The organism is Arthrobacter ginkgonis, from assembly GCF_039540195.1.
Classification (GTDB): Bacteria; Actinomycetota; Actinomycetes; order Actinomycetales; family Micrococcaceae; genus Zafaria; species Zafaria ginkgonis.
In genome coordinates this window covers 50,924-62,773 of sequence record NZ_BAABEO010000011.1, presented here as the reverse complement: position 1 = coordinate 62,773, position 11,850 = coordinate 50,924, and the positions used below count along the sequence as shown (strand labels likewise).

Annotated in this window: 12 protein-coding genes; 5 read left to right on the top strand and 7 right to left on the bottom strand. The window is 69.1% G+C overall.

From position 1 onward, the window contains the following. Window positions 1-70: 70 nt before the first annotated feature. The 6 genes from ABD912_RS08765 to ABD912_RS08740 all read right to left on the bottom strand — a co-directional run bounded on the left by ABD912_RS08765 (window position 71) and on the right by ABD912_RS08740 (window position 6,250). Complete coding sequence (locus ABD912_RS08765) at window positions 71-382, bottom strand: CBU_0592 family membrane protein (RefSeq protein ID WP_345150103.1); 312 nt, start codon at window positions 380-382, stop codon at window positions 71-73. 127 nt (window positions 383-509) lie between these two features. Then, complete coding sequence (locus ABD912_RS08760) at window positions 510-1,436, bottom strand: ABC transporter permease (RefSeq protein WP_345150102.1); 927 nt, start codon at window positions 1,434-1,436, stop codon at window positions 510-512. Beyond that, the gene (locus tag ABD912_RS08755) at window positions 1,426-2,547 is read right to left on the bottom strand and encodes an ATP-binding cassette domain-containing protein (RefSeq protein ID WP_345150101.1); all 1,122 of its coding nucleotides are present in this window, start codon (window positions 2,545-2,547) and stop codon (window positions 1,426-1,428) included. Before ABD912_RS08755 ends, ABD912_RS08760 begins: the two co-directional genes overlap by 11 nt. Before the next feature lie 63 nt (window positions 2,548-2,610). Further along, window positions 2,611-3,669 (bottom strand): proline racemase family protein, encoded by a 1,059-nt coding sequence (locus ABD912_RS08750; RefSeq protein ID WP_345150100.1) that lies wholly within the window; start codon window positions 3,667-3,669, stop codon window positions 2,611-2,613. A gap of 91 nt (window positions 3,670-3,760) precedes the next feature. Further along, window positions 3,761-4,636, bottom strand: coding sequence for a glycine betaine ABC transporter substrate-binding protein (locus ABD912_RS08745; RefSeq protein WP_345150099.1), 876 nt, complete (start codon window positions 4,634-4,636; stop codon window positions 3,761-3,763). Between the two features lie 108 nt (window positions 4,637-4,744). Then, window positions 4,745-6,250: an aminobutyraldehyde dehydrogenase gene (locus ABD912_RS08740; protein WP_345150097.1), complete on the bottom strand. Its 1,506-nt coding sequence runs from the start codon at window positions 6,248-6,250 to the stop codon at window positions 4,745-4,747. A 321-nt stretch (window positions 6,251-6,571) separates the two neighbouring features. Here ABD912_RS08740 and ABD912_RS08735 point away from each other — a divergent pair, with 321 nt between their 5' ends. The 4 genes from ABD912_RS08735 to ABD912_RS08720 all read left to right on the top strand — a co-directional run bounded on the left by ABD912_RS08735 (window position 6,572) and on the right by ABD912_RS08720 (window position 9,736). Then, window positions 6,572-7,309: a FadR/GntR family transcriptional regulator gene (locus ABD912_RS08735; protein WP_345150095.1), complete on the top strand. Its 738-nt coding sequence runs from the start codon at window positions 6,572-6,574 to the stop codon at window positions 7,307-7,309. Further along, window positions 7,306-8,058 (top strand): cache domain-containing protein, encoded by a 753-nt coding sequence (locus ABD912_RS08730; protein ID WP_345150093.1) that lies wholly within the window; start codon window positions 7,306-7,308, stop codon window positions 8,056-8,058. Before ABD912_RS08735 ends, ABD912_RS08730 begins: the two co-directional genes overlap by 4 nt. A gap of 281 nt (window positions 8,059-8,339) precedes the next feature. Beyond that, window positions 8,340-8,474 (top strand): hypothetical protein, encoded by a 135-nt coding sequence (locus ABD912_RS08725; protein ID WP_345150092.1) that lies wholly within the window; start codon window positions 8,340-8,342, stop codon window positions 8,472-8,474. Between the two features lie 2 nt (window positions 8,475-8,476). Beyond that, window positions 8,477-9,736, top strand: coding sequence for an MFS transporter (locus ABD912_RS08720; RefSeq protein ID WP_345150091.1), 1,260 nt, complete (start codon window positions 8,477-8,479; stop codon window positions 9,734-9,736). A gap of 39 nt (window positions 9,737-9,775) precedes the next feature. Here the strand turns inward: ABD912_RS08720 and ABD912_RS08715 are convergent, their stop codons facing one another. Next, complete coding sequence (locus ABD912_RS08715; protein ID WP_345150090.1) at window positions 9,776-10,660, bottom strand: GntR family transcriptional regulator; 885 nt, start codon at window positions 10,658-10,660, stop codon at window positions 9,776-9,778. Window positions 10,661-10,970: 310 nt separating this feature from the next. Here ABD912_RS08715 and ABD912_RS08710 point away from each other — a divergent pair, with 310 nt between their 5' ends. Next, a complete protein-coding gene (locus tag ABD912_RS08710; protein ID WP_345150089.1) occupies window positions 10,971-11,846 on the top strand; it encodes an HNH endonuclease family protein in 876 nt (291 codons plus the stop codon). Window positions 11,847-11,850: the final 4 nt, after the last annotated feature.

Here is an 11,850-nt window from a genome sequence, read left to right as displayed (position 1 = left end):
GCTCCCATGTGTCCGGGCCGCTCCTAGGTAGCGCTAGACCTCCGACAACGTCAGAGAGTTTTAGAGTAAATCATAAACTTTTGGGTCGGGCTTTTTTCCGCCGCCGGGCTCGGGGCTCGCGTGCAACCGTCTCCGGCTCCGAACGGCGGCGCAGGTAGAGGCGGACCATGGCGGCGGCGGAGATGATGGACCAGCAGACGTTGATGGTCAGGGTTGGCCAGGATCCGATGTGGAAGGCGTGGAAGGCCAGGGCCGTGGACCCGCCCCAGTTGGCCAGCTGGAAGAGGTACCCGTTCGGGATCCATCCGAGGGAGAAGAGGGCGTATCCGGCAAGGACCGCCACCGCTCCAACCCAGCCGCTGATTTCGGCCACCTGATCCATTGGGGGAGTCCTCCTTTTCTGATCGCCCTTTCGGGCGACTTTAGGGGAGCGCCGCCACGCCTGCGGCCCGCAGCCGCCGGAAGGCGTGCTGCGGGCCGCATGATTGCTGCCGGAATTCTCTTAGGCCCTACGCGGCGGCAGGGGTGGTGGCCTTTGCGGGGGCCGTGGTGGCTGCTTGGGCGTCGGCTTGGGCGGCTTGGTGTTCCTTCTTGAGGCGGCGGTTGCGGGCCACGAGGCTCAGGGAGCGGGCGCCGCTGGTGACGCGGTCCAGGTAGATGGCCAGGATGACCACGGCCAGGCCGCCCTCGAAGCCGCGGGCCGCGTCGAGCTGGGCGACGCCTTCGACGACGACCCCGCCGAGCCCGCCGGCGCCGACCATGCCGGCGACCACGACCATGGACAGGGCGAGCATGATGACCTGGTTCACCCCGGCCATGATGGAGGAGAACGCCAGGGGCAGCTGCACATCCCTCAGGATCAGGCCCTTGCGGGCCCCGAACGCGGTGGCGGCCTCGTGCAGTTCGGGGTCGAGCTGGCGGATGCCGAGCTCGGTCAGGCGCACCCCGGGCGGGATGGAGAAGACGATGGTCGCCGCGATCCCGGGCACGGTGCCCACGCCGAAGAAGAACACCGCCGGGATCAGGTACACGAACACGGGCATGGCCTGCATCAGGTCAAGGACCGGGCGCAGGATCCGGCTCACCGCCGGGCTCAGCGCGGCCCAGATGCCCAGCGGGATCCCGATGGCCACCGCGATGATGACCGCGACCATCACGATGCCCAGGGTCGCCATGGTCTCCACCCACAAATCCATCGAGACGATGAACCAGAACGCGACCAGGGTGAACACGCTCAGGCCCACGCTGCGGGTCAGCACCGCCGCGGCGGCCACGAGCAGGGCGATGACCAGGACCGGGTGCAGCCCGATCAGGACCGCCTCGACCCCGCCCACGATCAGGTTCACGACGTCGGCGATGCCGTCGAAGAACCAGCCGAAGTATTCCAGCAGCCAGTCGATGGCCGATTCGAACCAGCCTCCGGGATCAAGATTCATTGCCGTACTCCTTCGGTGCCAGTGCCGCGAAAACCTCGGGGGCCGAGACCCGGCCCAGGGAAACGTCGTGCTCGTCGGTGACCTGCACCGCGGGCGCCCCGGCCGCGAACAGGGCCAGGACCTCGTGCAGGGTGGTGCCCGCCGCGACCGACGGGACGCCTTCCCCGGCCGGAACGGCGGCATGGGCGCCGGTGCCGCCGGTGCCGCCGGTGCCGGTGGCGGTGCCGGTGCCGGTGAGCATGCCGATGGTGAGGACGCGGCTGCGGTCGACCTCGGCGACGAATTCCTCGATGTAGGGGTCCGCCGGGGCGTCCAGCAGGTCCACGGCGGTGCCGGTCTGGATCATCCGGCCCTGCTTCATGACCATGATCCGGTCCCCCAGGTGCATGGCCTCGTTCAGGTCGTGGGTGACGAACACGATGGTCTTCTTGAAGTTGCGCTGGAGCTTGATGAGCAGTTCCTGCATGTCCTTGCGGATCAGCGGGTCCAGCGCGGAGAAGGGTTCGTCCATGAGCAGGATCTCCGCGTCCGTGGCCAGGGCCCGGGCCAGGCCCACGCGCTGGCGCATGCCGCCGGAGAGTTCCTCGGGCATCGCGTGGACCCGGTCCCCGAGCCCGACCAGGGCCAGGGCCTCGGTGGCCTTGGCCTCGCGGACGGCCCGGTCCACGCCGCGGACCTTGAGCCCGAACGCGACGTTGTCGATCAGGGACTTGTGCGGGAAGAGCCCGAAGTGCTGGAAGACCATGTTGATCGTCCGGTTCCGGTACGCGCGCAGCTCCGCCGGCGCCAGCCCCAGCACGTCCCGCCCGCCCACCGCGATGGATCCGGAACTGGTCTCCACCAGCCGGTTGAGCATCCGGATGATCGTGGACTTGCCCGACCCGGACAGGCCCATGACCACGAAGATCTGGCCCCGGCCGACCTGGAAGGACACGTCGTCCACCGCCGTGAACCCCGGCCCGCGCTTGCGGCGCAGCCACCCGGTCCCGCGGGACTTGTGGAACACCTTGGTCAGATGCTCGACCCTGATGAAAGGCTCCTCGGCGTCCATGACGGCCTCACTACGGATAGCGGCGGATGGGGTGCTTTGTGTGGATTGTGCGGTCTTCATGCGATTCTCCCGGTCGGGGCGCTAGGGGGCCAGATGTGATGGGGGAAGCTTCTCCGGAAGCTTTCAGCCCCAGATGTCGCCCAAGGTGTACCCCTCGGCGAACGGGTCGTCGGCGTCGAGCACGAACTGGTGGAAGCCGGTAACCCAGCCGCGACCGGACAAGGAGGGCAACACGCCGTCCAGTTCCCCGACCCGGGTGAGCCCGCGCAGGCGGCCCGTAAAGGTGGTGCCGAGCATGCTCTCGTGCACGAACGGCTCGTCCAGCTCCAGCTCGCCGCGGGCGTGCTTGGCGGCCATCCGGCCGCACGTTCCGGTTCCGCAGGGGGACCTGTCCAGCGTCCCCTTGTCCCAGGTCAGGGGATCGGCCAGGTCGGCCCCTCCGGTGGGCAGGACCACCGCATTCCTGCCGCCGACTCCCGGGCTGTCGGAGGGCCCGTAGAGCATGGGCAGGCCGATCTGGTTGATGTTCGGCAGCAGCGGGTGAAGGACCGGAAAGTCGCGCTGGGCCACCAGGTGAAGCACGGTCGCCGCGCGGATGATCTCCTGCGCCGCACTGGACTGCAGTTTCAGGCCCAGAGCTTCGGCAGGGGCCTGGACGTAGAACTGGCCGCCAAAGACGATGTCCACCGGGACCCGCCCGTACTCGGGCAGCTCCAATTCATGGCCGAGCGCAACGACGAACGCGGGTACGTTGTCGACCGTCACGTTGGTGACGCGGCCGTCAGCCACTTCGGCGCGAACCTCGACGAGGCCGGCTGCGGTATCGACGCGCAGGTGGGTCACCGGTTCGGTCACCGCCAGGGTCTTGGTCTCGACGAGGGCGGTCACCGCGCAGATCAGGTTGGCCCCCGACATCGGCGCGAACCCTCCCTGTTCGAGAACGATCATGCCGAAATCGCTGCCGGGATTCACCGGAGGCAGGACCAACACCCCGCAGAGGGCCGGGTAACCGCGCGGTTCCCGAAGCATCAGGCGACGGAGGCCGTCAAGGTTCTCCTGGCAGTACCGCAGCTTCTCCGCCATGTCGGCGCCCTTGACCAGCAGGTGGCTGCCCATGAGCACCCGCCCCGGTTCCCCGGCGGCGTGGACGTCAATCGCGGTGATGGTCTGGCGTGAAGTCATGCTGTTCTCCGTCTGTCTGTAGCGGGAGGGCTGTGCCACGGGCTCCGTGTTGCCGGGAGCCCGTGGCGGGCCGGTCAGTTGGACTGGATGCCTAGTTGAACCACTGGTCGACGGCTGCCTTGTTCTCCGGGATCTCGAGCCAGGTGCGGGCACCCTTGACCTGGTCGTCGGCGTCGTTGACGGCGGCCATCAGGCTGGCGTACTGGTCCGCGGTGAGCTTGCTGTTGCCCATCCACTTGACGATGTCCGGCTGGGCCTCGGCGAACTTCTTGGACAGGCCGACGTAGGAGCCGTCCGGTGCGGGCCAGCCGCCCTTGGGGTCCTCGAGCGCCTTGACCGGCATGTCGGCGAAGACCCAGTGGGGCTGCCAGAGCGAGATCGCCACGTGCTCGTTGTTCTTGGTGGCCTTTTCCAGTTCGGCCAGGGCCGCCGGGGTGCTGCCTTCGACGATGTCGATCTTGTCCTCGGCGCCGTACGTCTTCATGACGTCGGGGAGCAGCTTCATGTTTCCGGAGCCGGCCTCGATGCCGACGATCTTGTTGCCGTACTTGTCGGAGTTCTGGACGAACTCCTCGATGGTGTTTTCCTCGACGAAGTCAGGGACCACCAGGACCTGGCGGTCGTCGTCGAAGAAGGGCTCGTCAAGGATGACCAGGTCGTCGCGGTGCGCGGCGACGGGGGCCTCGTGGGTGGAGGGCAGCCAGAGGTTGAGGTACCCGTCGAGGTCCCCGCGGGCGACGCCGGCGATGCCGGCGGCCAGGTCGACGGCCGTGGAGTCGACCTGGTAGCCGCGGTCCTCGAGCAGGGCCGTCCACAGCGCGGTGACCGCCTCGGTGTCGTCCCAGCCGGCGACGGTGGCGAACTTGATGGTCTCCTCGCCTCCGCCGGAGGTGTCGACGCCGGAACAGGCGGTCAGGGTCGTGGCGAACAGTGCACCGGCAAGGACGGCGCCGATTCTCTTTTTCACAGCAGGTCTCCTCAAAGCGAAATGATGTTGTTTCACGCGGGTGCCGGAATGGCATCGGGTCCTCTGTCCCGGGTGGGACATGGCGAGGGCCAGGGTAGATGGGTAGGCCTAGCGTTCCTTGTTGTGCATGACGTGTTTGGTGCGGGAGTAGTCGTCAAGGGCATAGGTGGAGAGGTCGCGTCCGTAGCCGGATCCCTTGAAGCCGCCCCAGGGCATTTCGGTGGCGAGGACCAGATGGGCGTTGACCCAGACGGTGCCGGCCTCCAGGCGGGCGGCGGCGTCGTGGCTGAGCTGCGCGTTGCGGGTCCAGACCGAGGCGGCCAGGCCGAAGGGGACCTCGTTGGCCCGGTCGAAGGCTTCCTGTTCCCCGGTGAAGGTTTCCACCGTCACGACGGGGCCGAAGATCTCCTCCTGGGTGCACGCGGCCCCGGCGGGGACGTCGGCGAGCACGGTCGGGGCCACGAAGTACCCCGGGCCCTGCAGGGCCCCTCCGCCGACCGCCACGCGGACGCCGTCGGCCTTGGCCCGTTCCAGGTGCGCCAGGACGCGTTCGTAGTGGCCGCGGGAGATCAGCGGGCCGATCTCGACCTCGGGCCCGGCGCCGGGTTCGCCGACCACCAGGTCGGCGACCTCGGCCGCCAGCAGGGAGGTGAACTCCTCGGCCACCGACTCGTGGACCAGGACCCGGCAGGCGGCGCCGCATTCCTGGCCCGAGTTCCAGTACCCGGCGGTGCGCAGCGACTTCGCCGCGGCCGTCAGGTCGGCGTCGGCGAACACCACCACCGGGGCCTTGCCGCCCAGTTCCAGGTGGACCCGCTTGACCGTCTCGGCCGCGGCGCGGGCCACGGAGCGGCCGCTGTTGACCGAACCGGTGAGCGCGATCATCGCCACGTCGGGGTGCTCGGCCAGGCGGGTCCCGACCACGGAGCCGGGGCCGGTCACGACGTTGAACACGCCCGCCGGCAGCAGGTCGGCGGTCAGTTCGGCGAACTTGAGGGTGGTCAGCGGGGTCTGCTCGGAGGGCTTGAGGACCAGGGTGTTTCCGGCGGCCAGGATGGGGGCGATCTTCCAGACGCCCATCAGCAGCGGGTAGTTCCAGGGGGTGACCGCGCCCACCACTCCGAGGGGTTCGCGCAGGATCAGGGACACGTGGTCGCGGGCGTACTCGCCGGCGGCCAGCGAGGTGGTCGCGCGCAGGGCCCCCGCCATGAAGCGGAACGAGTCGATGGCCGAGGCCACGTCATCCTCGGCGACCGCCTGCGGCTTGCCGGTGTTCAGCGACTCCAGGTCTGCCAGGGCCTGCGCGTGTTCGCCCAGCCGGTCTGCGATGGCCAGCAGGACCTCGGCCCGCTCCTTCGGCAGCGTCGCGCCCCAGGCCGGCGCGGCCGCCCGGGCCGCGGCCACCGCGGTGTCCACATCCTCGGCGGTGCCCTGGGCGACCTTGCAGATCTCCGCCTCGGTGCACGGATCCACCACGGACACCGACGCCCCGTCGGATTCGGCCACGAAGGCCCCGGAAATGAAGTGCCGTCCCGGCGGCAGGTCCCCGCCCCCGGCACCGCCGTCCTTCGCCCGCAGCACGTTCCCCGACACGGTCGTAAGAATCGAATCCATCATCTGCCCCTGACTCGTCATTGCCTCGTCGTTCCCTGCTCACCTGCTGGGCTCCCTTCGAAAGAGGGAACCGTGCGAGGGTTCGGCCCTCGAAGTGATGTCTGTCACGTAATGGTGGCACAGGTGATCGGCTAATACAATAAAAAGTGTTTTCAATTTTTATGTGATGTTATGGGTCACGTTCCGCCGTATTGGCGCCGGCGCGTTTCGTGTTGCACGGCGGTAGGGCCGGTCCTGGGTTATGAAGGACTGGGCATAGGATGTTGCGAAGCTCAGCGCGGAGTCTTTCCGCCTCAGGTGCGTTGGCAAGGATTGAATACTGTGGAGATAGGCGCTTTGGCATTGGGCCTCGTCAGACCGCAGGACGACTCTGTCTCAAAACTGGTCGACGGCGTGGTGCAGCAGCTGGAAATGGCCATGGCCGTGGGGGTGCTGACCGACGGGGAACGGCTGCCCAGCGAGGCGGAGCTGGCCAGCAAGCTGGGGGTTTCAACGGTCACCTTGCGGCAGGCGCTGACGGTCCTGCGGGACCGTGGACTGATCGAAACGCGGCGGGGGCGGGGCGGAGGAAGCTACGTCCAGGACTCCAGCGATACCAACCGCGAGCGGGCTGAAGCGCAACTGCGCACCATGAGCACGGGGAAGCTGCGTGACCTGGGGGACCTGGCGGGGGCACTGACGGGCGCGGCCGCTCAGCTTGCCGCGCTGCGCGCCCTGCCCGAGGACGTCGCCCGCCTGGAAGGACTCGCGCAAAATTTCGCCGATGCCACGAGCGCCGGTGCTCGCCGCCGTGCCGACAGCCGCTTCCACATCGAACTCGGCATAGCGGCGCAGTCGTCGCACCTGACCACCTTGATCGTCCAGGCTCAGGGCCAGGTGGCCCCCTTGCTCTGGGTGCCGGAATGGCCGGCATCCGATGAAACCGTAAAGGAACACGCCCTCATCGTGACCGCAATCCGCGACCGGGACCCCGACGCCGCGCAACGGCATGCAGCCGCGCATTGCGCGCGGGAAGTCCGTGTCCTGATCGACCGGCACCTGGCCTTGGCGGCGTCATGAGGGAAGAGGCGTACCCCGGGTCCGCGCGGCTCGACGAGCTGAACGGACTCGCGGAAGAAATCGCGCGGTTCCTCCAAAGGACTCGCGACGACCTGTCCCGTGTCCGACTCGCCATGCAGGCCCTGCTTGACGCCGTCGAGCAGGAGGGGCGCCGCCCCTCCCGGGGTGACCTTGACGGGATCAGCGAGAGTCTGCAGGCGTGCCTGCGGGACCCGAATCCTCCCATGGACCGCCTGGGCGTGGCCACCGCCGTCGACTACCTGGCGGATAGCCCCTATTGGATGGAGTGGTGGGGCACCGACAGTCGGGGAAACCTGGAGTTTGTGGGCCACAGCCTCAACCCCCAGCGGGACAACTTCTATGACTACTCCGCGCGGAGCTGGTTTTCCATTCCCCAGGATTTCGGGGCCGCCGCCGTGATCGGACCGTACGTCGACTTTGGCGGCATCAATTCCTACACGTACACCGTGACAATCTCCGTTCCCGTCGTTACCGCACGGGGCTTCGCCGGCGTCGCCGGAGCCGACATCCTGGCGGACAAGTTCGAACGCTTCCTCTCCAGCGGGCGGCACCAGGAACCCGTCGTTCTCGCCAATGCCGACCTGCGCGTCATCGCGTCCAACACCTCCGCCCACCTGCCCGGGGACCTGCTGCGGGCCGAAGACCTGGCTTCGTGGACCCGACTGGACCTGGCCAGCGACCTCTTCACCCCCGGCAAAAGCTGGCAGCTCGCCACGCCGTCACCCTGACAGCGGCAGCGGGCCGAGGGCGCTGCCCACAAGTGCACACGGTGGCGCGGGACCTGGCTGGTCCCGCGCCACCGTTTGCGTTGGTGCACTCTTTCCGGCGCTCGTTCCTTGGGGCGCTTAGACGTCCTGGCGGGTGCGGCTGACGATCTTGTTGCCGACAGCGGCCGACACCGGCCGACAGCAACAGGATCAGGTATTTTGGAAATGCTATAAACCATGAGGGGTTCCGTAGAACCCCTGCAGTGCTCCACGCTGCAAGCCCCGAATCCCCGGAGGACGCCATGACCGTTGCAGTCGCCCGCACCCGACCCCGAGATGGCGCGGCTGCGATGGCCGCCGCCCTCGTAGGGGCCGCCCGGCAGATCCTGCTTGGGGCCAACGTGCGGGTCGTCGCCGTCAAACCGCGCAGGGGCTGAGGGTGCCGCAGGTCCGACGCCAAGGTGCCTGGCTCTGGCTCCTGGTCGCCGCGGCGTTGCTGTCGCAGACCGCCCTGAATCTCGTGCGGCCGGTCACGACCTACAAGCTGCTCGAACTGGAAGCCAGCGCTTTCACGGTGGGCCTGGTCGCGGCCGCCTATGCGGTGCTGCCTTTGGTGTCCGCCATGTGGCTGGGGCGGTTGGCCAGCCGGGCCGGGGGACTGGGGCGCACGGTGGCGATTGGGGCTGCGGTGCTCGGCATCGGTGCCGCGGGGCTGGCCCTCGCGCCGAACGCGGCGCTGGTGGGCGCGGCCAGTGCCGTCCTGGGCATGGGGCACTTGGTGTTCACGATCGCCGGCCAGTCCGCGGTGGCGCGCTACGCCCCCGACGACCAATTGGACAAGGGATTCGGCTGGTTCACCGCGGCGTACTCCGCGGGCCAAATGGCAGGCCCCCTGGCGGGCGGCCTCATGTTGGGGGCCGGCTCCGGCGGAGGATCCCCGGAATGGTCCTCAAGCATCACGATGGCCCTGTGGGTGGGCGCGGCCATGTCGCTGGCGGCCCTGCCGCTGATGCTGCTGCCGAGCCGCCTGACCGCCGGCGCCCAGCGGGGCGCTGGCGGGGAAGCCAGCGGGTCGGAACGGGCGGCGGCCGGGGAGGCCGCGGGCGAACCCCCGCTGGCGGAGACGTCGACCGGGCGGGCCACCCTGGCCCGGATCCTGCGGGTTCCCGGCGTCGGATCCCACATGGCGGCGTCGCTCGCGCTGCTGGCCATGCTGGACATCCTCATTGCCTTCCTCCCACTGGTGGCTGAGGGCGCCGGCGTCCCGCCGGCGGTCGTGGGTGCGCTGCTGGCCGTCCGCGGCGGGGCTTCCATTCTCTCCCGCGCGTTCCTGCCGTGGCTCTCCCGCCGGCTGGGGCGCCGGGCCCTGTTGCTGGCCAGCCTCTACGGGGCGGCCGCTGCCCTGGTCGCCCCGCCGCTGACCCTCGGCCAACCCCTCCTCGCCGGGGCCTTCCTCTTTGTCGGCGGGTTGTTCCTGGGGCTGGGGCAACCCATCACCATGACGCTCGTGGCCACCGCGGTGCCCGCGCCGTGGCGCGGTCCGGCGCTGGCCGTCCGCCTCATGGGCAACAGGGCCGGCCAAGTGGCGATGCCCTTGGCCGCGGGGGTTGCCGCCTCGGGGCTGGGGCCCGCTGCCGCCATCTGGCTCTGTTGCGGCGCCCTGGCACTCAGCGGGGCCGAGAAGGCCTTCCGCAGGTAGGCCGGGCCCGCTCCTTTCCCGACCCGGCCCGCCGGGCGGTCACTTCGCGTCCGGCGCCGCGGTCTTTTCCGCGCTGACGGTGGTCAGGTGCTCGCGCATGAAGGCCGCGGCCGCTTCGTTGTGCCCCGCCAGCAGCAGGTCGATCAGTTGCACGTGTTCGCGGCACCGCTCCAGGGCCCGGTCCCGGGGGAGGGACTTCTTGTATTCGATCAGCCGGCGCAGGCGGTCCACCTTGCGCAGGCCGTCACTGAAGAACGGGTTGTTGGAGCAGTCCATGACCGCCTCGTGCAGCGCGCTGTTCGAATCGAACAGGGCCGCGTTGGACACCTTCCAGATGGCCCCGTCAATCAGTCGCTGCTGGTCCTCCCGGCACTTCCGCAGGGCCTCCACGTTGAGCGTGAAGGTCGGCTCCAAGATTGCGGCGGGTTCGATCACCAGGCGGAACCGGTAGCTGTCCCGGTAGACGGTAAGGGAGTCGAGCATGGGCAGGAACTCCCAGCCGTAGCCGGGCGTGCGGTCGATCCATCCCTCGTTCGAGATGCGGCGGAGGGTCTCGCTCAGCTCCGTCCGGGTCATCCCGTAGCGGCGCAGCAGGAAGTTCTCCGTGACCCGGTCCGGCAGCAGGCCTTCCAGCCGGTCGGCGGCAATCCGGTGGTACAGCTCGTCATCGGCGGCCTCGGCCGCGAGGGGAAGCTGTTCCGGGAGTTGGGCCACCACGTAGCCGCCCCGATCCGCCCGCCGCACCACCCCCTCTGCCTCCAGGATCTGCAGGGCAAGGCGGACGGGTGAGCGGGAAACCTTCAGGTGCTCCCCGAGCTTCCGCTCCACCAGGCGCGCTCCGGTGGCCTGTCCGGTCCCCCGGATGTACTTCACGATCTCCGAGGCCACGGACGCCACCAGGGGCGATGGTTCAACGACAGGCATCTGCGTTCCTTCCCGCGACTCAACCCGGCCGGCGAACGGTCCTCCACCAGTGCAGTCCAACCCTTTCCCCCAACAGTAGCCGTGGCCACCGGCCGTCTTCGGTGAGGAGGCGTTCGGCCGGTGGCGCGAACTGGTCGACCCCCATTTCGCCGACGCCCCCGAGGTCCACCACACCGCCCACGTCTACACGGGTTTCTAGGGGCTCCGTTCCAGGGGCTCCGGCAGGCGGGCGGCCGCCGTCGTCTAGGCTTAAAGGGAACCCAAAACGCCAGGCCTGGACGCATCCCGGGTCGCCTGCCCCCGGAGTGCCGTGAAAAAACCGTTCCTGTCCGCCCTTGCCCTTGTCGCCTCCCTGTTGCTGGCCGGCTGCGGCCCCGCAGCCGCAACGCCGCAACCCGGCACCGCCGCCTCCGCCACGCAGGGGTCAGCCGCTGACGCAACGGCCGGCACGCCCCTTTCCGGGGCGCCGGCCGCCGAGATCTTGGACACACTCACCGTCAAGGGCAAGGCCGCCGGCACCGGGTTCGACCGGAACAAGCAGTTCGGCAACGGCTGGAAGGACCCGGACGGCAACAAGTGCGACGCCCGCAACGACACCCTCCGCCGTGACCTGACCGCCAAGAAGTACAAGGACGGCAGCACCTGCCAGGTGGCCACGGGCAAGCTCGCGGACCCCTACACCGGCACCGCCATCAAGTTCACGGTCGGCGCGGGCGCGGTGGACATCGACCACGTCGTGGCCCTGAAGAACGTCTGGGTTTCCGGCGGCCAGAAGCTCACCGCAGACCAGCGCGTGGCCATCGCCAACGACCCGCTGAACCTGCTGGCCGTCGATTCGGGCACCAACCGTTCCAAGGGCGACCGCAACGCCGCCGAATGGCTTCCGCCGAACAAGGCCTACCGCTGCGACTACGTCGCCCGGCAGATCACGGTGAAGGACAAGTACGCGCTCTCCGTGACCGCCGCCGAAAAGTCCGCCATGGCCACCGTCCTGGCCGGCTGCCCCGGCCAGCGTGCGGCGGGCACCGCGGCCGCCACCGGCACGACGGCGAACGGCGCGCTTCCGCTGGTGAGCCCGGGCGCGTACTGCTCGCCCTCCGGCGCCGCGGGCGTGGGCGAGGACAACGGCCAGCGCTACACCTGCACCACCAGCGCCACCGACGACCGCAACCGCTGGCGCCAGTAGCCCC